The sequence below is a fragment of the Methylocystis sp. IM3 genome, from assembly GCF_038070105.1.
Taxonomy (GTDB): domain Bacteria; phylum Pseudomonadota; class Alphaproteobacteria; order Rhizobiales; family Beijerinckiaceae; genus Methylocystis.
Window position 1 is genome coordinate 2714349 of sequence record NZ_JBBPBZ010000002.1, and the last position, 24873, is coordinate 2739221.

Below are 24873 nucleotides of genomic sequence, written 5' to 3' on the forward strand. Positions count from 1 at the left end.
CGCGTCCAATACGAGGCGCAAGGTCGCAGAAATCCCCGGTTTTCCGCGGTTTTGCAAGGGGGGCAGGATTGACGCACTCATTGGGAAATGCTCTTAACCCGCCATGGCTGATTATTATTCGCTGATCTCCCGCGCCATATCCGCTCTTCCTCAGCAAAGGCCGGATACGAGACAGGCGGTCTATGGCCGCGCGCGGAAGGCGCTGCAAAGCCAGTTGCGGAGCATTCAGCCCCCGGTCCCAGAGGCCGACATCGCCGCCGAAGGGCGCGCGCTGGAAGAAGCCATCGCCCGCCTGGAACTCGAACTCGCCAGCAAGGGCCCCCAAGTACGCGAGCCTGCGTCCGTCGCCGCAAGAGCCGCGGCAACCTCCAGAGCGGCGGCCGGACCCGCGCCGACGCCGCCCCGGCCAGGCGCCGACAGGCAAGCGGCTGATAGGCAAGCGGCTGACAGACAGGCGGCCGCGAAGCCCGCAACCGCCGCCCCGGCGCCGGCGAAACCCGCCCCCTCGAAGCCTTCCGCCGTCGAGGCGCCGCCCGCGCGCATCATCGAGGCCGCGACGGCGTCCGGATCGTCCGCGGACGCCATGCCCCCGGCGCGCAGCGCCGAAGACGCCTGGCGCGACACGCTTGCCGAAACCGCGCCCACCGGCGCGCCACGCGAAGCGCAGCGCCCCGCCGCGCCCCTCCCCCGCCCGCCGAGATCGCAGCGCCCGCCCGCGCGCATGCTGGCGCTCGGCGGCGTGCTGATCGCACTCCTGACCGTCGTCGGCGTGCTCGCCTGGTATCTGCGCGAACGGCCGGAGGATCTCGCCAAGCTGAAACCGGCCGAGACGGCGACCGCGGGCGCGGAAGCCGGGAAATTCGGCGACCGCGTCGAAGGCGGCGCGACGACGTCGGGACCCAAGCGGGTCACGTCCGTTCCGGTGGCGCAGAAGGCCGAGCTTTGGGTCGCCTCGCTTCAGGAGCCTGAAAAGGTCGAGCGCATCTACAATGCGTCGGTGGTCTGGCGGCTCGAAAATGTCGGCGGCGGACCGGGCCAGCCAGTCTCTTCCGCGATTCGCGGCGATGTCGACGTCCCGGACGCCAAGCTGAAAATGACTCTGCTGTTCCAGAAGAACATGGACACGGCGCTGTCGGCCTCGCATACGATCACGATTTCCTTCAAGCCCCAGCCTGGGAGTCCCCTCGGCAACGTAAAGGCCATCGGACCGATTCAGATGCGTCGCGCCGACGCACAGGCGGGCGAAAAGGTGATGGGCATTCCCGTGCCCATTACCGAGAACAATTTCCTCATCGGCCTGATGCGGGGCGAACGCGAGGCGCGCAACATTCAGTTGATGCGCTCGCTCGCGGTGCTCGACCTGCCGCTGCAATTCGCCGATGGCCGCGCGGCGACCATCAATATGGAAAAGGGCGCGTCGGGCGAGCGGGTCTTCGCCGACGCCATCGATTCCTGGAGCCGATAAAACGTCTAGCCGCCGACGAAGGCGAGTTCATAGACGAAGGAATGCGCGCCCTTGCGGCTCACCCAGACGCCCTCTGGCGGCGTCGCGCCCTGATCCTCGGGCGCGATCTCCCAGGGCCGGCCCATCAGGGCTTGCTCACCCGCATCCCAGACGACCCAGCCGAACGCCGGCCGGCGCATGATCCAGATGTCCTTGTCCGCCCGTTTGTAGCGCGGATGGCCGTCGCCCGCCGATGGCTCCGGAAGGAAACGATACACCGCGCCGTCGGAGAGGCGGCGCATCTCGACGCCGCCCTTGCCTGCATCACGCTCCGCCGCGCTGCTCACGGACGCCGCCCGGCGCGCAGAAATATCGGATAGTAGACATAGAGACTGGCGAGGGCGACGACGCTTCCGACAAGGCCTGGAAGGAAGAAGAGGGCGATCAGGACGACGTTGTCGGCCTTTCTGAACTGCCGGAACCAATCGGCGACGGCGAGCACGATCGGCGCATCGTCCAGCGCCTTGGCGATCGCATAGACGAGGGCCGCCAAAATTCCGAGGGGCAGCAACAAAAATAATAGATCATGCACGACGAAGTCATACAGCGCGGCCATCCGGTCCCATTGAGTCAAGGCCGCGACGAGCCCCAGCAAGGCGAACACGGCGGTGACGCGCACAGCGGTGGGACGATCGGCAAAAAAGGCTTTGAAAAAAAGATATTTGCCGTAGTCGAGCTGGACGCGCAGCGGTCCTTTCGCCTTTTCGATGACCGGGCGGATATCGAGAAAACGCCAGGGCGCGCGCGGCGCGCCGCCAGGTCCCGGAAGGCCTAGATCGGCGTTCGCCCGCGCGCGTTGGAGGAAATAATCGCTCAGGCAATAGCCGTCATACATGAGGGTCAGGGCTTCCGTATCGGAAAAGGCGTCGAGATCCGTCCTTATGTTGGAAAGCGCGTAGATGTGCCCGTCATTGGGCGTCGGGCCGCACTCCCCAACCGGTCCGGGCAAGGGCGGATAATTCGCGTTGCCGGCGAAAGCGTCGCGCAGATGGAAGAAGGCAAACTTCCCATCGCCAGGCTTGGCGCACAGGCGGCCATAGCAATCGGTTCGCACGCGATTCATCGAGATGCTGTTGGCGCGCGCCGCCACTGGCAGCGATTTGCTGTCGGGCGTGCGGTTCTCTTCCAGTTGCCCGGAGGCGTCGCTGCAGATGATAAAGTCGCAATTTTCGGCGGTGAGCGCCTCGACGCCCTGGTTATCATAGACGCCGCCGTCCACGAGCTCCACGACGAACTCCTTCGCTCCCGGCTGAGCGGGATAGAGGTCGTGGATCGAAAAGGGCGTGAAGATCGCGGGAACGCAGGCCGATGAGGCGACGGCCCCCGCCACGCCGATCTGGGACAGCTTCTTTTTCTGTTCCAGGGTCGCAGTTCGATATGTGATCCGGTCCTGCAGTTTGATCGTGTCGATTCTCGGCTCCGGCGGCTCTTCGCCGAGATCGGTCGCGGTGAAGGTCCAGCGCGCCCCGGAGTTCAGGGAGGTCGCGTTGATCTTGAGGATCGGGATTTTGTAGTCTGCAGTCTTGTTATATGCGCGCACGTCGAAGCCGGGCGCCATGCCCTGGGGCGTTATCAGCAGGTCCGTGAGCGCCACGCGCGATTGGCCGGAGGGCGCGAAGCGTGCGTAGAAGGCCTCGTCATAGATTTCCGACATACGGTCGCTGCGCGAGTAATTGTCGGAGAAAATCATCTTCGCATTCGCGACAGGATCGAGCAGCGCGCGCATCCGGACGTTGGTCTGCACGGCCGCGAGAAATTCCTTCTCGATCTCCTGCACGATGTCCACATAAGCCTGTGAGGTCGGCGCAGCCGCATCCTTTCGCCGGCCTTCCAGCAGTTCCTTGACCTTGAGATAGTAATAGACTCCGACAATCGATCCGCCCGAGACCGTCGACAGCGTGGTGACGCGCCGCAGCAGATCGAGCTCGGCCAATCGCGCGAGCACGCCAATATGGAAGAAGGACGCGCGAAAGCCGCCGCCGGACAAAGCCAGACCCAGGGTCTGTTGCGGTTCGAGTTTCCACAGGGTCGGAACGAAAGCGGCGTCAATATCGGACATGAAAACCTCCGGGCCTGCAAAACCCGGCCATCTTGGACCCTCTCACAGGAATGAACAAGCGCCGGGCTCACATCACCAGCGTCAGCTTCTTCGCGGCGCGCGTCACGCCTGTATAGAGCCAGCGCGCGCGATGTTCGCGGAAGGCGAAGGACTCGTCGAAGAGCGTCACGTCGTCCCATTGCGAGCCCTGCGCCTTGTGCACGGTGAGCGCATAGCCGAAATCGAATTCGTCCGAATCCTTGCGCAGCGCGTAAGGGATTTCGCCCTCGCCGCCCTCGAAGAATTGCGGAATGACCGAGACGCGCTGGAACTTGCCCGCCTCGCCTTCTTCCGGCGTGACGAGCATCCTGATCTTGCCGCGCCTGAGCGCCCCGGCGCTCTTTACTGTGAAAAGCGCGCCATTGAGCAAGCCCTTCTTGCGATTGTTGCGCAGGCAGACGAGCTTCTCGCCCGAGTGCGGAAAGGCGCCGGTAAAACCGCGCAATTCGCGCAGACGGCCGTTATAGGCGCGCCGCGTCCGGTTGAGCCCGACGAGCACCTGATCGGCGCCGGTGACGAGCGTGGGGTCGAGCCCCTCGCGCCCGACGATGCGCGTGTCGCCATAGACGCCGCGCGTCAGCGCCCCACCCTCGCGGATCGTCATGGAGAGGCGGATGATCGGATTGTCGGAGGCCTGCCGGTGCACATGCGTCAGCATCACATCCGGCTCCGCCTCGGTGAAGAAGCCACCGCCCTTCACCGGCGGCAATTGCGCCGGATCGCCCAGCACCAGCACCTTCTTGCCGAAGGAAAGGAGATCGCGGCCGAGCTCCTCGTCGACCATCGAACATTCGTCGATGACGATCAGCTTGGCATGGGCGGCGTCGCTGTCGTCATTCAGGACGAAGGACGGCTCCTCCGTCTCCGAATCCGTCGCGCGATAGATCAGGCTGTGGATGGTGCGCGCGTCCTTGCAGCCCTTGGAGCGCATCACGAGCGCGGCCTTGCCGGTGAAGGCGGCGAAGGCCACGTCGCCCTCGACATGCTCGGCGAGATGCAGCGCCAGCGTCGACTTGCCTGTGCCCGCATAGCCGAACAGCCGGAACACCTGCGGCCCGCGCGGCGTCGCAAGCCAGCGGGCGACGGCGCTCAGCGCATTGTCCTGTTCGGGCGTCCAGACGGGCATCGTGTCCCAAAGATAGATCGAATCGGGAACAGCACGATGCCGGACGCCGCCGCCGGTCACAAGGTCGGCGGAAAACGAAGGCCGCTATTGGCCGAGCTGCATCAGCAGGCTGATCTTGGTGGCGATGTTTTCCACCGCGAGCAGCATACCGGCCCAAACGCCGATCCAAAGCGCGACGAAGCGCGGATTGCGGAAAAGCTCTCTGGCTTCCATTTTTCGTTTCTCCCTGACCGCGCCCGATCTCGGCGCTTCTCGGTCAGAGTAAGCGGCGCCGGCTTGCGGGACAGGGCGAAACCAGACAAAGGGCGGCGAGTTCAGCCCCGCCGGGCGGAGGAGACGCCCGGGAGCGGCCTCAGCTCGACCGTCGAGCCCAGATCGTCGAGATTGTAATTGAGAATGTCCAATGCGAGCGCACGCAGCGGCGCGCGCGTCTCGGCGCGCTCGAAGCGGCAGCGGCCTTCCATCGCGCGCCAATAGTCGGGCATCAGATGGGCGCGCCGGGCCATCCCGCCGGCCTCGTCATCGGCGACCCAGAAGACGCGCGTGAGCCCCGAGATCAGGATGCGCGTGTAGCACATGGGGCACGGCTCGAGGGACGTGTAGAGCGCGAGCCCGCTCTTGCTGGCGTTCGGCCATCGCGTCTCGAATTCCGAGATGACGACCATCTCCGCATGGGCGTCGCTGCGAAAGCGCGGCGTGCAGATTTCATTGTGCCCCGAGGCGAAGACGCGCCCGGCGGCGTCGACGATCAGTGCCCCGACGCCGAAATTGCCGCAACTGAGCGACGCGAAGGCGAGCACGCAGGACACCCAGCCAGCCTCGTCGCCCGGCCCGAGAAAGCCTTCGTCCCCCGCATAGGCCGAAAGACGCGTCTTCAACGCGCTTTGGCGCGCGTCGCGGGGAAGCGTTTCATCAAGGAGCCTGCGGCCGAGGGCCATCACCTCGGGAACCGCCTCTTCCGCATTCGCCACGTTCACGCGACGACGCCGCCGATAAAGAGCGCCGCGCCGAGAAGCGAGGAAAGCAGCGCGTAAAGCGGCAGCTTTTCCTTGAAGCGCATCCAGATGATGGCGCGGCGCAGCGTCCCTGTGGGCAGGAACATGGTCGCAAGCCCGCTGAAAAAGGCGAGCCAGCCGATGAGCGACACCAGCGCCTCGACAAAACCGCCCCAGCGGTTGTGGCCGACAATGATGGCGAGGCCCAGGACGAGCCGCAGCGTCCCGATGACCGACTCGAAAACAGGATCGTTGGAGATGCGGTCGATGAGCGCCAGCGCCGCCTCCCGGCGAAACATGAGCCACGCAGCGGCGAAGAGCGAATAGGCGCCCATGAGCTTGGCGAGATAAAGCGTCGACGGCGTCATGCCCCTGCCTCCGATGGCCCCCCCGCCGCCCGTCTCAGACCGCCGCCGAATGGCGCGCCGCAGACCCCTCCAGATAGGCGTCGAAGGCCGCGGCGGCAAGGCGAACGAACGGCCGGCCGCGCTCGGTCACGGCGAGGCGACGGCCCGTAAGCTCGACGACGCCGTCGCTTTCGAGCCGGCGCAATTGCGGGCCCGCCTCGTCAAAGGCGTCCGCCGCAAAACCATGCTCCTGCGCGATGACGCCGTAATCGACCGCGAAATCGCACATCAGCCGCTCGATGACGTCGCCGCGCGCGAGGTCCTCGAAGGAGAAGGCGAGGCCGCGCGTGACGGGGAAGCGATCCGCTTCGATTGCGCGGCGCCAGCCGGCGAGGTCCGTCGCATTGCCGACGAAGCCCTGCGGCAGGCGGCCGATGGCCGAGACGCCGAACGGCAGCAGCGCGGTCGCCTGATCAATCGTATAGCCCTGGAAATTACGCCGCATCCGCCCTTCCCGCGCCGCGACCGCGAGCGGATCCTCTGGCCGGGCGAAATGGTCGAGGCCGATCGCTTCGAAGCCCGCGCGTTCGAGCGTGCTGCGCACGGCTGACGCCTGCGCCAGACGCTCGGCCGCGCCGGGCAAAGCCGCGGCGTCGATGAGTTTCTGATTGGCCTTGAACCAGGGCACATGGGCGTAGCCGAAAACCGCGAGCCGTTGCGGCTCCAAAGAGGCCGCCATCGCGGCCGTGCGCGCTGCGTCCTCGACGCTCTGGCTGGGCAGCCCGTACATGAGATCGAGATTGAGCGCGGTAATGCCCACCGCGCGCAGCAGGCCGGCCGCGCGGGCGACCACCTCGAAGGGCTGAACGCGGCCCGCCGCCGCCTGCACATGGTCATTGAGATCCTGCACGCCGAAAGAGGCGCGGGTGATTCCCGCCTCGGCCAGCGCCTCGGCCATGGGCGCGTCGAGCAGGCGCGGATCGAGTTCGATGGCGTGCTCGATCTCGGGCGAGAAATCGAAGAGGTCGCGCAGGCGCGACACGATCTCGCGGAAGCGCGCCGGGCCGAGAATGCTCGGCGTGCCCCCGCCCCAGTGGATGCTGGAAACGCCGCGCGCGAGGGTCGCCTGCGCCGTCATCTCCACTTCGCGCAACAGCGTCTCTTTATAAGCAGTGAGCGGCGCCTCCTGGCGCATGGCCTTGGTGTGACAACCGCAATAGGCGCAGATTTCCCGGCAGAAGGGCACATGGAAATAGAGCGAGAGGGAGGCGTGCGGGTCGAGCGCGGCGAGCCAGTCGCGCATCTCGGCGTCGCCGATCGTCTTCGAGAAATGCGGCGCTGTCGGATAGCTCGTGTAACGCGGCGCCGAACGTTCGGCGAGGGCGAGAGAGGCCGGGTCCATACGCTCCAATTCCTCTTGTATTTTGACTTTGCGCAAGCTTATCGCGCAGACGCCCTTTTCGCACTGCTACACATTACCGCGCCCGCTCGGGATGCCCGATCCCGGGCTGACGACGCAGCCGGTCCTGACCATGGTAACTTCGCCTGCCCATGGTAAAAGAGCAGACCTGCAACGATTCCTCTCCTGTTCCTGGAGCAACAGTCGATGTCGACATCCATTTCCGGCGCGGGAAAGCTGAAACGTCTCGGCCTGCCCGCGGCCGTGCTCGTCGTTCTCCTGCCGATGGCGGGCGCTTTCGCGGCCAGCGAGGTCACGGGACGCTACTCCGTGTTGCGCGACGACAAGGACACGGGCTGCATGCTGACGCTCTTCGGCGGCGGCAAGGCGCAACTCGCCCCCGCATGCCGGGACAATGGCATCGTCGTCTTCGACCCGGTGAAATGGGCCATGGATCACGGCCGTCTCGCCTTGACAGCCCGTAAGGGCCACAAGGCGCATTTCGAAAAGGACGACGCAGGCCTCTGGCGCCGGGACGCCAAGGAAGGCGGCAAATCCGCGCTCGCCTTCAAGCCCATTCCATAAAAGCAAGCCCGTTCCATAAAAGAAAGCCTCCCGGATCGCTCCGGGAGGCTCGCTGTCCGCCGCCAGCGAGAGGGGCGGGGAGGAGGCGGCGGAAAGCCTTTGCGCAAAGCGCGACGGCGCTGCCTAGTCGCAGACCTCGACGCTGCGGTAACTCACGACATTTCCCCAGTAATCGACGACAGGGCGCCGGGTGACGTAACACCCGCCGTAATATCCCGGCCGGGCGACCGCGCCGGCCGCGGCGCCGAGCGCAAAACCGCCGAGCGCCGCAGCGGCGGCGCCGCCATTGTCCCAGCCGCGGCGATAGCCGGAGCCGTAGCCCCAGCCGCGGCCATAGCCCCAGCCCCGGCGCCCCCAATCGTCATCGCCCCATCCATGATGATGCCCCCAGCCGCGATAGCCGTCGTCCCAGTCGTCGGCGGCGGCGGGAGCGACGCCGGCTCCCAGAACGGCCGCCAGGGCGGCGGTCGCGGCGATCACTCGAATATGCAGGCGCATGGGAGGCTCCATTCGTGAGAGGCTTTCCGTCGGGTCAAGCCTCATGACGCGATAATGGAGTCGCGCGCCTGAACGGCGCATGTCCGCGCCGTTCATCTTCGCGTCAGCTTTGGAGGGGGAGCCGGACCTTACGGAAGAGCGCGCCGGTTGAGCTTGCCATTGGCGTTGCGCGGCAAGGCGTCGAGGAAGACCACCGCGCGGGGGCGCTTGTAGGCGGCGAGATGCTCCTGACAATGAGCGAGAATCGCCGCCTCGTCCTGCGCCGCCCCGTCGCGCATCACCACATAGGCCTTGATGATGGTCGTATCGGCGTCCCGGCCGGGGCGCTCGGCCGCGGCGGCTTCGGCCACATGGTCGAAAGCGGCGAGGCATTTCTCGACCTCGGCCGGCGAGACGCGAAAGCCCCCGGCGTTCATCACCTCGTCGGCCCGGCCGTGATGGTGCATGTAGCCCTCGGCGTCGAAGGCCACGAGGTCGCCCGAGACGAACCAGTCGCCGCGAAACGCCTCGCGCTCCTCCTCGGGCCGGTTCCAGTAGCCGAGCATCAGACCCGGCTCGTCGCGCCGCACGGCGAGGACGCCGGTTTCGCCTTGCGGAAGCGGCGTCTCGCCGCCGTCCTGCGGCAGCGCCGCCACCACCCTGCCCGGCTGCGGACGCCCCGGCGAGCCCGGATGCACCGGCGTCGTCGGGCCGCTGGAAATGAAGGTCGAGCATTCGCTCATGCCGAAAGCTTCATAGATCTCCTTGCCCGTGCGTGCGCGCCATTCGGCCAGCAGGCTTGGGGCCAGCGCCGCCCCGGCGGACAGGCCATGGCGCAGGCTGGAGAGATCGGCCTTCTCCGGCGCGGCATATTTCAGCATCTGCCGGTAAACGCCCGGCACGGCGGCGAAGACGGTCGCGCGATGCTCGGCGATGAGGCGGGGCCAGACGTTCGGGTCGGGATGACCGTTGTAAAGAACGGCCGAACCGCCCGCCGAGAGCGGATCGACGATGCCGACGCCCAGAGTATAGGTCCAGTTGATGGCCCCGGCATGGAGCATCACATCGCCCGGACCGAGTCCCGTCCAATGGGCGCGCATGGGCCGGCGTCCCCAGGCGGCGCGATGGGCATGGAGCACGCCCTTCGGCCGGCTCGTGGTGCCGGAGGTATAGACGAGATAAGCCGGATCGTCGGCGGCGGTGTCGGCGTAATCGTCGAGCGGCGCGCAATCCGCAAGGCGCTCGATGTCGGCCCCGCGCAGCACGGCGAAATCCCCGCCATGCGTCTCGTGCTCGAAGGCCGCGCCGAGCGCCAGCGCCGAGGCCCCGCAATCCCGCAACAGGAAATCGGCCTCCTCGAAGGTGAGCTGGGATGAGGCCAGAAGCGGCACGAAGCCCGCTGCGATGGAGGCGAAATAGAGAAGCGCGGCATTCGCCTCGTTCCCCATGCGAATCATGACGCGCGCGCCCGGCTCCAGTCCGAGCGACGCCAGACCCGCCCCGAGGCGACGAACCTTCAGATCGAGCGCCGCATGCGTCCAGCGCTGCGCCCCGGCGTCGCCGACGACGGTGAGGGCTGTTGCGTCAGGCCGCGCCTGAGCATTCTCGGCCAGGCAGTAGCGGGCGAGGTTGAAACGGGCGGGAACGGGTTCGCGGGCGGAGACGGAGAGGAGCACGGCTTCTTTTTGCATCCGTTCCACGCGGCGGCAAGCCCCGGCGCGCGCCAGCCCGGTGTTGACGGCGGCGCCTTTCAGGCCGGATATCGCACAGCCAGCAGCTGATTAGCGTAAGCTTTGCTTTAACTTCGAGGAGCCGGGCAAGCCTGAATGAGATATCGAGCCGAGATTGACGGCCTTCGCGCCATCGCGGTTGTGCCCGTTGTATTTTTTCATGCGGGGTTCGACCTCTTCCGGGGCGGCTTCGTCGGGGTCGACGTCTTTTTCGTCATTTCAGGCTATCTGATCACCACCATCATCTGCTCGGAAATGGCGGAAGGGACTTTTTCATTCGCCCGCTTCTACGAGCGCAGAGCCCGGCGCATCCTGCCGGCGCTCGTTCTGGTGATGGCCGCCTGCATCCTGTTCGGCTGGTTCTGGATGCTTCCGCGTGAGTTCGACGAGCTTTCGAAAAGCGTCGCGGCCGCCAGCCTCTTCGTCTCCAACTTCTTTTTCTGGAGCCAGAGCGGCTATTTCGACACGGCCTCGGAACTCAAGCCGCTGCTGCACACATGGAGCCTCGCGATCGAGGAGCAGTTTTACATCCTGTTCCCATTGGCGCTGCTGGCGACGTGGAAATACGGGCGCGCCGCGGTCATCTCGGCGATCGGGGTGTGTTTCGTTCTCAGCCTCGCGCTCTGCCAGCACGAATCGCGCATCGATCCCTTCTTCGACTTCTATCTCGCGCCGACGCGCGTCTGGGAGCTGGCGGCGGGCGCGCTCGCGTCCTTCGTCTCCATGAAACGACGCCCGGCGCTCGATAGCGTCCTGTCGATTCTGGGCCTCGGCCTCATTCTTGCTGCGGTCTTTCTCTTCGGCAAGACCACGCCTTTTCCCTCTCTTTATGCGCTCGTCCCGGTCATCGGCGCCGGTCTGGTCCTCGTCTTCGCGGTGAAGGGAACGCCGGGCGCCCGAATCCTGTCCCACCCTCTTCCGGTCGGCATCGGACTCGTCAGTTACAGCCTCTATCTCTGGCATCAGCCGGTGCTCGCTTTCGCCCGCTTGCGCCTGCAAGCGGTTCCGACGGCGACGGAAAGCCTGCTCCTGCTCGCCTTGACCGCCGCGCTCGCCGTTCTGACCTGGCGCTACGTCGAAACCCCTTTCCGGGACATCCGCCGCTTTTCGAGACGGGCCATATTCGCCAACGCCGGGCTTGCGGCCCTGTCGCTGCTCGCCTTTGCAGCCGTGACCGCCGCGACGGGCGGCCTGCCGGGCAGATATTCGCCCGAAATGGCGGCCCTCGCCTCGGAGCTCGACTATCGCGTCCCGCGCGCGAGCGAATGTTTCGGCGATGTGCTCACCTTCGTGCCGCCGGAGAAATCGTGCCTCTACAATGAGGGGCGCGGCAGAAGGGTCGTCATCTGGGGAGACAGCCACAGCGCCGCTCTCGCGAATGACCTTGCCGAGCAGTTGAACGACGCGCGGGTTGCGCTTCAGCAATTCAGCTTCTCGGGGTGCCCGCCGATCCTCGGCGTCCATTTCGCCGAAATCGAGCGGCAGCTCTGCCCCGAATACAACCGACTGGTCTTCGATTACCTGAAGCGGCACGAGGAGCTGAAGGACATCATCCTCGTCGCCCGCTGGCCGGTCTATTTCGACGGCTTCGGCTACGACAATGGCGAAGGCGGCGTAAAAGAAGGCGGAAAGAAGTTTCTCCTCGCCCTGCCCGCGTCCAAGGGCCTCGATTATTACGAAGACAGCGGCCGGGTCGCGACGGTCGGCGCCATCTTCAGAGAGAGCATCGAGACGCTGCTCGCCATGGGCAGGAACGTCACTCTGGTTTACCCCCTGCCGGAAGCCGGGCGGGACGTCGCCCCCTATGTCGCGCGCAGCAGATTATACGGCGCGACCAGCGATGCGCCCTTCAGCGTCAGCTATGCCTTTTTCAGGGAACGCACCGCCGCCGTCGTCGAGCAGCTCGACATGCTCGGCGAGAACCCCGCGCTTCTGCGCGTCCGGCCCGCCGAGCTTTTCTGCAACGGCCCCGTTTCGGGACGATGCATTCTCGAACGGGACGGCCTGCCGCTCTTTGCCGACGACAATCACGTGAACAAGCACGGCGCGACCCTCGTCGCGAGACAGATCGTCGCGGCGATGAAGGCGCGGGGGTGGCTCTGAGGCGCGAAGGGGGCGCGTAGCCCCCCCTTCTCTCCCGAGGCGTCAGTCGAACAGGCTGGAGACGCTTTCCTCGCGCGCGGTGCGGGCGATCGCCTCGCCGATCAGCGGGCCGATGGGGATCACGCGGATATTGTGCGCGGCCTTCACCGCTTCCGTCTCGCGGATCGTGTCGGTGATCACCAGCTCCTTGAGCTTGGAGGCGGCGATGCGATCCACCGCCGCGCCGGACAGCACGCCATGGGTGATATAGGCGTGAACCGACTCCGCGCCGGCGGCGAGCAGCGCCTCGGCCGCATTGCAGAGCGTGCCGCCCGAATCCACGATGTCGTCGACGAGGATGCAGTTGTGGCCGCGCACGTCGCCGATGATGTTCATCACCTCGGATTCGCCCGCGCGCTCGCGGCGCTTGTCGACGATGGCGAGCGGGGCGTCGATGCGCTTGGCGAGCGCCCGGGCGCGCACCACGCCGCCCACATCCGGAGAGACGACCATGACATTCCTGAGCAGCCGATGGGCTTTGATGTCGGAGACCATGACCGGCGCTGCGAAGAGATTGTCGGTCGGAATATCGAAGAAGCCCTGCACCTGGCCGGCGTGCAGGTCCACGGTCAGCACGCGGTCGGCGCCGGCGCGGGAGATGAGATTGGCGACGAGCTTGGCCGAGATCGGCGTGCGAGGCCCCTGTTTGCGATCCTGCCGGGCGTAGCCGAAATAGGGAATCACCGCCGTGATGCGGCGGGCCGACGCGCGGCGCAGCGCGTCGGTCATGATGAGCAGCTCCATCATGTGGTCGTTGGCCGGGAAGGATGTCGACTGGATGACGAAAGTGTCCTGCCCGCGGACGTTCTCCAGAACCTCGACCCAGATTTCCTGATCGGCGAAGCGCCGCACATGGGCGCGGCAGAGCGGCACATTAAGATGCGCTGCAATCGCCTCCGCGAGCGCCCGGTTCGAGTTGCCCGCCAGAAGTTTCATTGCGCCCATGGACTTGTCCCCACACCCCTCTACAGCTCGCGGCGTCTTAGCAGCCATGCGGCCGGGGGATCAATATGACCCGAGCGGCGTCCCGCCGCCATCTCGTCCGACGCGCGGGGCGGCGTCCCGCCGCCATCTCGTCCGACGCGATTGCGTCTCAGACGCATAATGCTCTAAATGTCAGTATTCCGGCGCCAGCCCACCGCGGGGCGGGATAGTCGGCCTGTGCCACTCGAACGCGTATCCTCCTCGAAATTATGACGCTCTGCACCCTTGCTTCGGACGAACTGCCGACCCTGCCGGCGTCCCCGGGAGAGACGCGCGTTGTCGTGGCCATGTCCGGCGGCGTGGATTCGAGCGTCGTGGCGGCCCTGCTCAAGGAACAGGGCTACGACGTCGTCGGCGTCACGCTTCAGCTCTATGACCACGGCGCGGCGACCCACCGCAAGGGCGCCTGCTGCGCCGGTCAGGACATCCAGGACGCCCGCGCCGTCGCGGCCCGCCTCGGCATTCCGCATTTCGTGCTCGATTACGAACGGCAGTTCCGGGAGAAAGTGATCGACGAATTCGCCGCCTCCTATGCGAGCGGCGAGACCCCGGTCCCCTGCATCGCCTGCAACCAGTTCATCAAATTCGCCGATCTCTTCGAGACGGCGAAGGATCTCGGCGCGCATTTCCTGGCCACGGGACATTACATCTCCTCGCGCGACGACGGCGAGGGCGGCCGCGCCCTTTACCGCGCCAAGGACGCCAGCCGCGACCAGAGCTATTTCCTGTTTGCGACGACCCGCGAGCAACTCCGAATGCTGCGCTTTCCGCTGGGCGACTACGCCAAGACGGAAGTGCGCGAGATGGCCCGCCGCTTCTCTCTGGAGGTCGCCGAAAAGCCCGACAGCCAGGACATCTGCTTCGTGCCGAGCGGCCGCTACACCGACGTTGTGCAGCGCCTCGCGCCGGAGGCGGTGGTGCCCGGCGAGATCGTGCATGTCGACGGCCGCGTGCTCGGCCGCCATGCGGGCGTGGTTCATTACACCATCGGCCAGCGCCGTGGGCTTGGACTGGGCGCAGCCGTCGCGGGCCGCGACGCGCAGCCGCTGTTCGTCGTCCGCCTCGACGCCGCCAAGGCGCAGGTCGTGGTCGGCCCGCGCGAGGCGCTCGAAACACGCGCCCTCGCGCTGCGCGATGTGAACTGGATCGGTCCCGGCGCGTTCTCGAAACTGCCGCCGCAGGGGATCGACATCATGGCCCGTGTCCGCTCCACCCGCCCGCCCGTTCCGGCGCGGCTCATTGCGCGCGAGGGGAATGAGGCGACGGTCGTGTTTGCCGCCGGCGAATTCGGAGTGTCGCCGGGCCAGGCCTGCGTTTTTTACGACCGAGGCGACGACGCCGCCCGCGTGCTGGGCGGCGGCTTCATCTCGGCTGTCGAGCCTGCAAAACAGACGATTTCAGTCATGGCGCCGACGCCGCGCGCCGTAACCGCGCGAGGGGCGCCCAGATGAGCGAAGCCAGAGATTACACCCGCGATGCCGAGACGCTCGACAATTGCGACGTCGAGGCGGCTTATGCGCGCTGGGCTCCCATCTATGATCTGACCTTCACCGCCGTGCTGAAGCCGGGACGCCGCGCCGCCGCCGCCGCCGCCTCCAGGGCGGACGGCCCCATTCTCGACGTGGGCGTCGGCACCGGCCTCGAATTGCCGATGTTCGAGCCCCACACGGAGGTTTACGGCGTCGACCTCTCCGAGCCGATGCTGCGCCGCGCCGCCCAGCGCGTCGATCGCGAATCGCTGCGCCATGTCGCCGGTCTCTCCAAGATGGACGCGACGCGCATGGCCTTTGCGGACGGCTCCTTCGCCTGCGTCGTGGCGCCCTATGTGCTCACCGTCGCGCCGGAGCCCGAGGCCATGCTCGACGAGTTGGCCCGCGTGGTGCGCGTCGGCGGCGAAATCGTCCTCGTCAACCATGTCAGCCGCAAGGACGATCCTTTCGCCATTCTCGAGACGTGGCTCGATCGGCATGTCGCCCCCAGGCTCGGATGGCGCCCGCAATTCCCCTGGTCGATCATCGGCGACTGGATCGACCAGCGCGCGGACATGCAGCTCGTCGAGCGCCGCCTGCTCCCGCCCTTCGGCCTCTTCACGCTTATCCGCATTAAACGCCTGCCGGTCGATATCGCCGCGCAGGCCGAGGAAGCGCCGGCGGAGCCGGAATACGCCTGAAGGCGACTGGCGCCGCGCGCGGCGCTGCGCTAAAATACGAATGCGGCGCTGCGGGGTGCGTGCAGGACTTTATTCCCCGGGGCCTTATCGATCCTTAAGGGAGCTGTCCCTGGCCTTGCCCGTGGGCTTGGCTACATGGCGCCCACCTACGTTGTAGGTTCCCGGGATCGATGTCCCACGGCTCACGTGGCCCGCGCTTTCCAGCTGCTCTTCTCCCGGCCCGTTTCCCATGACCGATCCGAAAACCGACCTGCGCCGGCGTTCGCTGGCGCGCCGCGACCTCGTGGCGCCGAATGAAGCTCATGCCGCAGCGGCGGCCGTAGCCGAGCGGGGGGTGGTTCTCGTCGCGAAAATCGCAGCCGACGCCGGTCTTTCCATGCCCGTCGTCTCGGTCTACTGGCCGATTCGCAGCGAGCTCAACACCCGCCCGCTGATCGACGCCCTCGCCGCGCAGGGCTATCGCGTGGTCCTGCCCGTCATGCACAAGGTGAGGCATCCGCTGGTGTTTCGCGACTTCGCGCCGGGCGACGATCTGGTGAAGGGACCATTCGGCCTTTCGGAGCCCGCGGAGGACAAGACCGCGCGCGACCCAGACATTCTCTTCTCCCCGCTCGCCGCCTTCGACCGGCGGGGCTTTCGGCTCGGCTATGGCGGCGGTATCTACGACGCCACGCTTTCCGGATTGCGGGCGACGAAGCCCGTCGCTGCGATCGGGGTCGCCTATTCCTGCCAGGAGGCGGACCGCGTTCCCACCGAAACGCATGACGAGCGGCTCGATTATCTGATGACCGAGCGCGAGACCATCGTTCCGGCTGACATCATCGGTTGATCGTCGGCGGCTCCGGCAAGTTGACCGTCTGCCCCGCCTTCAGCTTCGCTTTCGCCCTGAGGCCGGGATTGGCGGCGGCGAGAGCGCGCCATTTGGCGGGATCGCCGTAGAGTTTTTTGGCGATGGATTTGAGCGTCTCGCCCGCAACGGCCGTGTAGGTTTGCCCCGCCTCGGGCGCCCTGGCCTCTTCGACCGGCGCGGCCGTCGCCGGCTCATCGCTGACGGATGCCTCCTCCTGACGCGGCGGCTCGGGCGGCGGCGCGTCAGGAAGCCTGTTTACGCCCATGGCGAACACATAGACAAAGGCTGCGCTGAGCCCCGCAAGGGCGAATTCGCGCGGGCCACGGATGCGCCGGGGCGGAAAGAGCGGGGGACGAAAGTCCTTCTCCCCAGTCTGCGGAATGGGCGCCTCGCTTCCCCTCAGCCAGCCCATCGCCTCGAACAGGAAATACCCCATCAGCAGAAGCGAAAGGAGCGGCCGCCAGAAGCCGACAGGCGCAAAGATATAGGCCATCGCGCCTTGCCGGATCAGAATGGTCCGCACCGGGAAGCCGATGGCGGCGTCTCTCGCCATGCGCGACAGCGTGAGCGCCGAGACCCCCGAGAAGACGGCCGCATAGAGCGCAAACAGCAGTTCGCGCGGCGCCAGGGTCCAGCCAAAGGCGCTGGCCGAGAAGAGATCAAGGAGACCCGCCGCCGCCGCGGCGTCCGTGAGGTAAAGGGCGGGATGGCGTCGCGCGCGGGCGATGGCGAGAAGCGCGACGAGGGCCGCGCCGGCGATCGCCGCAAACAGCATGGAAACAGGGGCGGACAGAAGGTCCGGGCTCATGGAAAAGGGCTCCCGCGCGGCGGCCTGGGTCTAGTCGCTTTTTTCGCTCACGCCCGCGCTGGCGAAAGTCGCCATGCCCCGATGGCAGGCGAGCGCGGTCTTGATCAGCGCGATGGCGAGGCCAGCCCCGGAGCCTTCCCCGAGCCGCATGCCGAGATCGAGCAGCGGCTTCTTGCCGAGCCGCTCCAGCACGTCCCGGTGCGCGCCTTCGGCCGACACATGGCCCGCGATGCAATGGTCGATGGCGTCGGGCGCCATGGCGTGCAGCAGCGCCGCCGCCGCGCAGGCCACATAGCCATCGAGCGCCACCGGCACGCGGTTGAGCCGCGCCGCCGTGATCGCGCCCATCATGGCGGCGATTTCGCGCCCGCCGAGGCGGCGCATGATCTCCAGCGGATCGGAAAGATGCGGCCCATGAAGCGCCAGCGCCTTTTCGATGGCGGCGTTCTTGCGCGAAAGCCCCGCGTCGTCCACGCCCGTCCCGCGCCCGGTCCAGCGCGACGCCGGGCCGCCGTAGAGCGCCGCGTAAATCGCCGCCGCGCTCGTCGTATTGCCGATGCCCATTTCGCCGGGCGCCAGCAGGTCGATCCCGCCTTCGATCGCCTCGAAGCCATAGGCGAAGGTCGCGGCCGCCTCGCGCTCGTCCATTGCCGGCGCCGCTGTGAAGTCCTGCGTCGGGCGCTCGAGCGCGAGCTCATAGACCTTGAGCCCGACGCCATGCGCCTTGCAAATCTGGTTGATAGCGGCGCCGCCGCTGCGGAAATTTTCGACCATCTGCGCGGTGACGCTCGCCGGAAAGGCCGAGACGCCCTGCGCGACGACCCCGTGATTGCCCGCATAGACCGCCACCAGAGGCCGCTCGATCTTCGGCTCGGACGCGCCCTGCCAGGCGGCGAGCCATTCGACAATGTCCTCCAGTCGGCCGAGCGCGCCCGGCGGCTTGGTCAATTCGGCGTCGCGCGCCCGTACGGCCGCGACGCTCTCCAGGCTCGGCCCCGGCAGGGCGGCGAAGAGCATGCGTATTTCTTCGAAGGGTCTGATGTCCGGGGGCATGTGCGTCCGATGGGTGGCCTACGCCAGCGGGTTTGTCATTCCGCGCGCGGCAAGGCAAGCCGGGGCAGGCGGTAGGTCATGAATCCCTGTTCCCCCGCAGCTCCTCAAAGGCAGCCAACGCCCGCGCGCGCCCCTCGGCATGGTCGACGACGGGATGCGGATAGGTCTCGCCCAACCGCACGCCCGCCTTGCGCAATATCTCCGTCGGCGCCTCCCAGGGCCGGTGGATGTAGCGCGCGTCGAGCTTTGCGAGTTCAGGAACGTAGCGACGCACATAAGCGCCATCGGGATCGAATTTCTCGCCCTGCAGCACGGGATTGAACACGCGAAAATAAGGCGCGGCGTCGGCGCCGCAGCCCGCGACCCATTGCCAGCCGCCGCTGTTGTTGGCGAGATCGGCGTCGACGAGCGTGTCCCAGAACCAGCGCTCGCCGACCTGCCAGGGAATGAGCAGATGTTTGACGAGGAAGCTCGCGGCGACCATGCGCGCGCGATTGTGCATGTAGCCCGTGAGCCATAATTCGCGCATGGCGGCGTCGACCAGCGGATAGCCGGTGCGGCCTTTCGTCCAGGCCGCCAGCGCCGCCGGATCGTCGCGCCAGGGAAAATCGTCGAAGCGCCGGTCGAGCGGGCGCTCGGGCATGTCGGGCGACGCGACGAGCAGATGATGGCAGAACTCCCGCCATCCGAGTTCGCGAAGATAGGGGAGCCCCGCCTCCCCCGCCTCGCGCGTCACCTCGGCCCAGACGCGACGCGGCGAGACCTCGCCAAAATGCAGATGCGGCGAAAGCCGGGAGACGCCCTCCTCCGCCATGAAATCGCGCGCGGTCTTGTATTCCTGCACGCGGCTTCGGGCGAATTCGGCGAGCCGCGCCCGCGCGGGCGCCTCTCCGACGCGCCACGTCTCGCGCAGTCCGCCGGCCCAGTCGGGTTTTGTCGGCAGGAGTCCCCAGTCGTCGAGCGCGTCGCTCTCCGGCGCCGGCGCGGCCTCGAGCCATTCAGGCGCGGGCAGCGGCGCCGCAGGCCCGCCCGAAGCGAGACAGGCGCGCCAGAATGGCGAGAAAACCTTGAAGGGCTCGCCCGATTTGTTGCGCATCAGCGCGGGTTCGAAAAGCAGCGCGCCATTGAAGCTTTCCGCCGTCAGCCCGCGCGCGCGCAAGGACGCCTTGATCTCACTGTCGCGCCGCATCGCCCAGGGCTCGTAGAGCCGGTTCCAGTAGACGGCCCGCGCGCCCGTCTCCTCGATCAGGCCTTCGAGCACGAATTCCGCGCGCCCGCGCCGCAGCGTGAGCGGAAGCCCGAGACGCGACAGATCTTCCGCGAGCGCCGCGAGCGAATGATGCAGCCACCAGCGGCTCGCCGCGCCCATGCGCCAGTCGCCGGCGCTCTCGTCGTCCAGCGCATAAAGCGCGACGATCGGGTCGCCCCTGTCGGCGGCGGCGCGAAGCGCCGGATTGTCGTCGAGGCGCAGGTCGTTACGAAACCAGACGATGAGCGGCGCGGTCATGGCGCCTCCTCGCGCTAGCGTCTCGCGTGCCGAATCCCGTAGCCCATGTAAATGGCGATGCCGAGCGCCGTCCAGATCAGCAGCCGCAACCATGTGTCGAGCGGCAGCGCCACCATCAGCGCCAGACAGGACAGAATGCCGAGCAGCGGCATCACAGGAATGCCGGGCGCGCGGAAGGGACGATGCATCTCGGGATGCATCCGGCGCAGATTGATCACCGCGATACAGACGAGCGCGAAAGCGGCGAGCGTGCCGATGCTCACCATCTCGCCGAGAATGTCGATGGGGAAAAGCCCCGCCGCGAGCGCCACGACGACGCCGACGAGAATCTGACTCACCGCCGGCGTGCGGTAGCGTTCATGCAGCCTGCCGAAAACCGCCGGCAGCAGCCCGTCCTGCGCCATGGTGAAGAAAATGCGCGTCTGCCCGTAGAGCAGCACCAGAATCGCCGTGGTGAGCCCGGCGAGCGCGCCGAACTTCACGACCCAGGCGAGCCAGGCGATGCCGGTGCGGTCCATGACGAGCGCCATCGGGTCCGGCACGCCGAGTTCTCTATAGTTGACGACGCCCGTCGCCACCGCCGCGACCGCGACATAAAGAATCGTGCAGACGATGAGCGAACCGATGATTCCGATGGGGATGTCGCGCTGCGGCGTATGTGCCTCCTGCGCGGCGGTCGAGACCGAATCGAAGCCGACATAGGCGAAGAACACGACCGAGGCGCCGCGCGCGACGCCGCTCCAGCCATAGACGCCGAACTCGCCCGAATTCTCAGGGATGAGCGGCGTCCAGTTGGCCGCGTCGACATGCGCGGCGCCGAAGAAAATCACCATCAGAACCACGGTGACCTTGATGGCGACGATGATGTTGTTGAAGAGGCTCGATTCCGACGTGCCGCGCACAAGGAGCGCCGTCAGCAGCAAGATGACGCCCGCCGCCGGCGCGTTGAAAAGCCCATGCGCTGACGGATTGCTGGCGAGCGGCGCGAAATAGGCGGTCGTGAGCGCCTCTGGCGCATGGATGCCCAAACCATGCAGCACACGATTGAAATATCCGGCCCAGCCGACCGCGACCGTCGCCGCGCCCGCCGCATATTCGAGGATGAGGTTCCAGCCGATGATCCAGGCGAAAATCTCGCCCATGGTGATGTAGGTATAGGTGTAGGTGCTGCCCGAGACGGGAATGAGCGCGGCGAGTTCTGCGTAGCAGAGCGCGACGAAGGCGCAGGCCACGCCCGAGAGGATGAAGGAAATCATCACGCCCGGCCCGGCGTAATTCGCGGCCGCCGTGCCCGTGAGCACGAAAATGCCCGCGCCGATGATGCCGCCGATGCCGAGCGACATGAGCGACGCCCAGCCGAGCGCGCGCTTCAGTCCGCCCTCGCCCTGCGCCTCATGCGCCTCGATGATCGCGTGCAGGGACTTGCGGGTGAAATAGATTTTCCTCGCCACGGCGCTCAACGCGTCTCCCTTTCACCCGGACGACGCGGCGTCGCCCTTTGAAACTTTGACGCGATTATGAGTGCGGCGCATAAAGATACAAGCGGAAAGGCTTTGCCGTCCACCGCTCGCAGACGGCGTCAGCCGCGCCCGCGCGCCGCATAATCGAGGACGACCTCGGCGGCGCGCGCGCTGGGGCGCCAGCCGGCCTCGAGCAACCGGGCGCGCACGCGCCGGAATGCGGCAAGCTGCGCGGCGCGCGCAGCCGTCTCGTCGAGAAGCGGCGCCAGCGCGTCGGCGAGCGCGCGAGGCGTCGCGGCCTCCTGTATGTATTCCGGAACTGCGTTTTCGCCGATGACGAGATTGGGCAGCACAATGGAGGGCGCCGTCACGAGAAAGCGCAGCAGCGACTCCGGACCCGAAACGCGATAGGCGACCGCCATCGGGACCGCGGCGAGCGCCAGCTCCAGCGTCGCCGCCCCCGACGTGGCGAGCGCGGCGTGCGCCTGCCGGAAGGCCGGGAATTTTTCGGCTTGCGACAAAAGCCGGGGTTCGAGCGGCCAGCCGCGCAACGCCTCACGCAAGGGCGCGTCCATGTCCGGCGCGACGGGGATGGCGACATCGAGATCGTTTCGCGCGCGCAGGAGCAATGCGAGCGCCTCGCCGTAAAGCGGCGTCATGCGCGCGATCTCGGCGCGTCGCGAGCCGGGGAGGACGAGAAGCAGCGGCCGCTTGCCTTGAGGCGCGGGCGCGAACTCTCCGAGGCGCTCGACGAGCGGATGACCGACATAGACGCAGCGGGGGCCGCCCAGGCGTCGATGCGCCTCGGGTTCGAAGGGCAAGAGGGCCAGCACGCAATCGACATAGGCGCACATGGCCCGCGCGCGTCCCGGGCGCCACGCCCACACGGTCGGGCTCACATAATCGACGATGGGGAGATCCGGCAGCGCCTGCCGAACCTTGCGCGCGACCCGATGGGTGAAGTCAGGCGAGTCGATGATGACGAGGCAATCGGGTCTAACAGCTATGGCCGCGCGGGCCGCTCCGGCGATACGGGCGACCAGCTTCGGCAGGCGCGCGAGAACGGGCGTCAGCCCCATCACCGCAATGTCGGTCATGGGGAAGATCGAGACGAGCCCCTCCCCCGCCATGGCCTCGCCGCCAACGCCCGCGAAGCGAATGGCGGGCGATCTCTCGCGCAGGGCGCGCATGAGCGCGGCCCCGAGAGCGTCGCCCGAGGCCTCGCCCGCGATGAGGAAGATGCAGGTCACGCGTTCTGCGGGCGCGGGCGTGGCGCGCAGAGCGGACGTTGCGCCGGCGCCCGCAGAAAATCCAAGATCTGCATGACATCCGCATCGCCGGAATATGTCGCGGCCACCTCTTCGAGTCGCTGGCGCAAGGCTCGCGCCTCTTCCTTTCCGAAGAGCTTCCGATAAGCGGCTTTCAAATGCGCGATGCGCTCGGCGGAAAAGCCGCGCCGCCGTAAGCCCACCAGATTGAGACCGAATAGATGCGCGCGATTACCCCCCGCGAGACCGAAGGGAATGACGTCGCCTTCGACGCCCGCGAGGCCGCCCACGAATGCGTGGGCGCCGATGCGCACATTCTGATGGATCGCCGCGCCGCCGCCAACCGACGCATGGTCGCCGATCTCGACATGGCCGCCGAGCAGCGCCTGATTGGCGAGCACCACATCCGAGCCGATGCGGCAGTCATGCGCGACATGGGAATAAGCCAGGAACGCGCATCGGTCGCCGATGCGGGCGCCGGCGTCCGCGCCCGCGTTGATGGTGACGCCCTCCCGAATGATGCAATCCGCGCCGATGACGACCAGGCCTTCGCGCAGCGCCGCCTTGAGATCCTGCGACGGCGCGCCGATCGACGCGAAGGGAAAAATGCGCGCGCCGGGGCCGATGCGCGTGCGTCCGGCGACCGCCACATGCGAGTGCAGCACGCCGCCGGCCCCGATCTCGACCGATGCGCCGATATGGCAGAAGGGGCCGACCACGACGCCCTCGCCGAGCCGCGCGCCCGGTTCGACGATTGCGCTTGGATGCACCGACGCCGTCATGCGAGTGCGCGTCAGACGCCCATCATCGCGCTGATCTGCGCCTCGCAGACGAGCGCGCCATCGACCATCGCGCGACCCTGATACCACCAGATGTTTCGCTTCTGCGCCGTCTTGGTCATGTGGAATTCGACGCGGTCGCCGGGCGTCACCGGCTTGCGGAATTTCGCGCCGTCGATCGTCATGAAATAAACGAGCTTGGGCCGCTCGCTCTGCCCCTGCGCGCGCATGACGATGACGCCCGCCGTCTGCGCCATGGCCTCGACCAGCAACACGCCCGGCATCACCGGACGCTCGGGAAAATGACCCATGAACTGGGGTTCGTTGATCGTCACGTTCTTGACGCCGACGCAGGACTCGTCGCCGCGAATATTCGTGATGCGATCGACAAGCAGGAATGGATAGCGATGCGGCAGGAGGCGCATGATTTCCAGAATATCCGCGCTCTCAAGCGTTGCGCCGGCATCAGTCTCTGACATGAATCGTCCCCCTTGTTCACGAGCGTCCGCCGCCCTCGTGGGGGCTCTTTTATATCGCCTCGTCGCCCTTGTCGCGCCGGGCCATGCGATCGAGCAGGGCCTCTCCGCGCAAATAACGCCGCAGAGGCCGGGCGGGCGAGCCGCCATGGCGCGCGCCCGCCGGCACGTTGCGCATGACCCCGGATTTCGCGGCGATGGAGGCGCCCTCGCCGATCTTCAAATGGCCGCCGATCGCCGCCTGGCCGCCGATCGCCACATGGTCGCCGATTTCGCAGGAGCCGGCGATCCCCGTCTGGGCGACGATCGCGCAAAAGCGGCCGATGACGACATTGTGGCCGATCTGCACGAGATTATCGATCTTCGCGCCCTCGCCGATGATCGTGTCGCGCGTCGCGCCGCGGTCGATCGTCGTGTTGGCGCCGATCTCCACATCGTCCTGCACGATCACTCTGCCGAGCTGCGGCGTCTTGAGCCAGCCATTTTCCCCGCGCGCGAAGCCGAAGCCGTCCTGCCCTAGCCGCGCGCCGGGATGGATGATCACCCGGTCGCCGATCAGCGAACAGATCACGCTCGCCTGCGCGCCGATGGAACAGTCGCGGCCAATGCGCACATCGGGGCCGATGACGGCCTGCGGTCCGATGATCGTGCCCGCGCCGATTTCGGCGCCGGGACCGATCACGGCGCAGGGATCGACGGTGACGCCCGGCTCCAGCCGCGCCTCCGGATGGACGATGGCGCTCGGCGAGACGCCCCCGCCCCGAAACAGGGACCCCGGCCGAAGCGCCTCCGGGAAGAGACGAGAGGCGGCGAGCGTCATCGCGCGCTGGGGATCGTCCACGAGAAGGCCGATGATGCGATCCGGCAGAAGATGGGCGTGGCGGGGGTTCAGGAAACAGGCCGTCGCCCGGCAGGAGGCCAGCGCCTCGATGTAACGCGGAGAAAAGAAGAAGCAGAGGTCGCCATGATGCCCGGCCGCGAGCGGCGCGACGCCGGTGATGACGGGCGGCGGCGCGCCGGCGGCGCGCGCTTCCCTGATCGCCGCGCCGGTCGCCTCGGCGATCTCGGCGACGGAGAAGGGCCGGGACACATGGAAAAAGGCTGCAACACTCATT

General features: G+C 67.0%; 24 protein-coding genes and 1 other RNA gene. 7 read left to right on the forward strand and 18 right to left on the reverse strand.

The features are described 5' to 3' along the window. Window positions 1–103 precede the first annotated feature (103 nt). On the forward strand, window positions 104–1465 hold the full coding sequence (locus tag WOC76_RS15175) for a hypothetical protein (protein WP_341105700.1): 1362 nt from the start codon (window positions 104–106) through the stop codon (window positions 1463–1465). Between the two features lie 5 nt (window positions 1466–1470). Here WOC76_RS15175 and WOC76_RS15180 read toward each other — a convergent pair whose 3' ends face one another. From WOC76_RS15180 to hemN, 7 genes are all read right to left on the reverse strand, one after another. Further along, entirely contained in the window at window positions 1471–1791 is a 321-nt protein-coding gene (locus WOC76_RS15180; protein ID WP_341105697.1) for a hypothetical protein, read from the reverse strand. Then, window positions 1788–3563, reverse strand: coding sequence for a patatin-like phospholipase family protein (locus tag WOC76_RS15185; RefSeq protein WP_341388890.1), 1776 nt, complete (start codon window positions 3561–3563; stop codon window positions 1788–1790). The genes WOC76_RS15180 and WOC76_RS15185 overlap by 4 nt, the downstream gene beginning before the upstream one ends. A gap of 67 nt (window positions 3564–3630) precedes the next feature. Beyond that, window positions 3631–4728 (reverse strand): ATP-dependent DNA helicase, encoded by a 1098-nt coding sequence (locus tag WOC76_RS15190; RefSeq protein ID WP_341108754.1) that lies wholly within the window; start codon window positions 4726–4728, stop codon window positions 3631–3633. An 84-nt stretch (window positions 4729–4812) separates the two neighbouring features. Next, entirely contained in the window at window positions 4813–4941 is a 129-nt protein-coding gene (locus WOC76_RS15195; RefSeq protein WP_341105692.1) for a hypothetical protein, read from the reverse strand. Between the two features lie 101 nt (window positions 4942–5042). Next, window positions 5043–5705, reverse strand: coding sequence for a nucleoside deaminase (locus WOC76_RS15200; RefSeq protein WP_341105690.1), 663 nt, complete (start codon window positions 5703–5705; stop codon window positions 5043–5045). Beyond that, window positions 5702–6091: a hypothetical protein gene (locus tag WOC76_RS15205; RefSeq protein WP_341105689.1), complete on the reverse strand. Its 390-nt coding sequence runs from the start codon at window positions 6089–6091 to the stop codon at window positions 5702–5704. Before WOC76_RS15205 ends, WOC76_RS15200 begins: the two co-directional genes overlap by 4 nt. 34 nt (window positions 6092–6125) lie before the next feature. Then, window positions 6126–7472 carry an oxygen-independent coproporphyrinogen III oxidase gene (gene hemN, locus WOC76_RS15210; protein WP_341105687.1) on the reverse strand — a complete coding sequence of 449 codons (1347 nt, stop codon included), beginning with the start codon at window positions 7470–7472 and terminating at the stop codon, window positions 6126–6128. 204 nt (window positions 7473–7676) lie between these two features. Between hemN and WOC76_RS15215 the strand changes: the two genes are divergently transcribed. Then, window positions 7677–8054, forward strand: coding sequence for an AprI/Inh family metalloprotease inhibitor (locus tag WOC76_RS15215; protein WP_341105686.1), 378 nt, complete (start codon window positions 7677–7679; stop codon window positions 8052–8054). A gap of 123 nt (window positions 8055–8177) precedes the next feature. Here WOC76_RS15215 and WOC76_RS15220 read toward each other — a convergent pair whose 3' ends face one another. Together WOC76_RS15220 and WOC76_RS15225 are read right to left on the reverse strand one after the other, a co-directional pair. Next, on the reverse strand, window positions 8178–8552 hold the full coding sequence (locus tag WOC76_RS15220; protein ID WP_341105684.1) for a hypothetical protein: 375 nt from the start codon (window positions 8550–8552) through the stop codon (window positions 8178–8180). Window positions 8553–8680: 128 nt separating this feature from the next. Further along, window positions 8681–10222 carry a class I adenylate-forming enzyme family protein gene (locus tag WOC76_RS15225; protein ID WP_341105683.1) on the reverse strand — a complete coding sequence of 514 codons (1542 nt, stop codon included), beginning with the start codon at window positions 10220–10222 and terminating at the stop codon, window positions 8681–8683. Between the two features lie 135 nt (window positions 10223–10357). On the opposite strand from WOC76_RS15225, the gene WOC76_RS15230 reads away from it, so the two are divergent. Next, a complete protein-coding gene (locus tag WOC76_RS15230) occupies window positions 10358–12364 on the forward strand; it encodes an acyltransferase family protein (protein WP_341105682.1) in 2007 nt (668 codons plus the stop codon). Window positions 12365–12406: 42 nt separating this feature from the next. On the opposite strand, the gene WOC76_RS15235 is transcribed toward WOC76_RS15230, so the two are convergent. Continuing rightward, window positions 12407–13348, reverse strand: coding sequence for a ribose-phosphate pyrophosphokinase (locus tag WOC76_RS15235; protein WP_341105680.1), 942 nt, complete (start codon window positions 13346–13348; stop codon window positions 12407–12409). Window positions 13349–13596: 248 nt separating this feature from the next. Here WOC76_RS15235 and mnmA point away from each other — a divergent pair, with 248 nt between their 5' ends. The 4 genes from mnmA (at window position 13597) to WOC76_RS15255 (ending at window position 16386) form a co-directional block, all read left to right on the forward strand. Beyond that, entirely contained in the window at window positions 13597–14838 is a 1242-nt protein-coding gene (mnmA, locus tag WOC76_RS15240) for a tRNA 2-thiouridine(34) synthase MnmA (RefSeq protein ID WP_341105678.1), read from the forward strand. Then, complete coding sequence (locus WOC76_RS15245; RefSeq protein ID WP_341105676.1) at window positions 14835–15557, forward strand: class I SAM-dependent methyltransferase; 723 nt, start codon at window positions 14835–14837, stop codon at window positions 15555–15557. Before mnmA ends, WOC76_RS15245 begins: the two co-directional genes overlap by 4 nt. 42 nt (window positions 15558–15599) lie before the next feature. Further along, window positions 15600–15753, forward strand: a non-coding RNA gene (gene ssrS, locus WOC76_RS15250) — 6S RNA. A gap of 33 nt (window positions 15754–15786) precedes the next feature. Continuing rightward, window positions 15787–16386 (forward strand): 5-formyltetrahydrofolate cyclo-ligase, encoded by a 600-nt coding sequence (locus WOC76_RS15255; RefSeq protein WP_341388899.1) that lies wholly within the window; start codon window positions 15787–15789, stop codon window positions 16384–16386. On the opposite strand, the gene WOC76_RS15260 is transcribed toward WOC76_RS15255, so the two are convergent. From WOC76_RS15260 to lpxD, 8 genes are all read right to left on the reverse strand, one after another. Beyond that, window positions 16376–17215: a LysM peptidoglycan-binding domain-containing protein gene (locus WOC76_RS15260; protein WP_341105672.1), complete on the reverse strand. Its 840-nt coding sequence runs from the start codon at window positions 17213–17215 to the stop codon at window positions 16376–16378. The genes WOC76_RS15255 and WOC76_RS15260 overlap by 11 nt on opposite strands. A 30-nt stretch (window positions 17216–17245) precedes the next feature. Further along, on the reverse strand, window positions 17246–18268 hold the full coding sequence (cobT, locus tag WOC76_RS15265) for a nicotinate-nucleotide--dimethylbenzimidazole phosphoribosyltransferase (RefSeq protein ID WP_445730617.1): 1023 nt from the start codon (window positions 18266–18268) through the stop codon (window positions 17246–17248). A gap of 76 nt (window positions 18269–18344) precedes the next feature. Continuing rightward, on the reverse strand, window positions 18345–19775 hold the full coding sequence (locus tag WOC76_RS15270; RefSeq protein WP_341105666.1) for a cryptochrome/photolyase family protein: 1431 nt from the start codon (window positions 19773–19775) through the stop codon (window positions 18345–18347). Between the two features lie 14 nt (window positions 19776–19789). Next, a complete protein-coding gene (locus WOC76_RS15275; RefSeq protein WP_341105664.1) occupies window positions 19790–21235 on the reverse strand; it encodes an amino acid permease in 1446 nt (481 codons plus the stop codon). 119 nt (window positions 21236–21354) lie between these two features. Beyond that, on the reverse strand, window positions 21355–22476 hold the full coding sequence (gene lpxB, locus WOC76_RS15280; RefSeq protein ID WP_341108753.1) for a lipid-A-disaccharide synthase: 1122 nt from the start codon (window positions 22474–22476) through the stop codon (window positions 21355–21357). 5 nt (window positions 22477–22481) lie between these two features. Beyond that, window positions 22482–23285: an acyl-ACP--UDP-N-acetylglucosamine O-acyltransferase gene (gene lpxA / locus WOC76_RS15285; protein ID WP_341388903.1), complete on the reverse strand. Its 804-nt coding sequence runs from the start codon at window positions 23283–23285 to the stop codon at window positions 22482–22484. 11 nt (window positions 23286–23296) lie between these two features. Beyond that, window positions 23297–23761, reverse strand: coding sequence for a 3-hydroxyacyl-ACP dehydratase FabZ (gene fabZ / locus WOC76_RS15290; RefSeq protein WP_341105663.1), 465 nt, complete (start codon window positions 23759–23761; stop codon window positions 23297–23299). Window positions 23762–23810: 49 nt separating this feature from the next. Further along, window positions 23811–24872, reverse strand: a complete 1062-nt coding sequence (lpxD, locus tag WOC76_RS15295) for a UDP-3-O-(3-hydroxymyristoyl)glucosamine N-acyltransferase (protein ID WP_341105661.1) — start codon at window positions 24870–24872, stop codon at window positions 23811–23813. Window position 24873 lies beyond the last annotated feature (1 nt).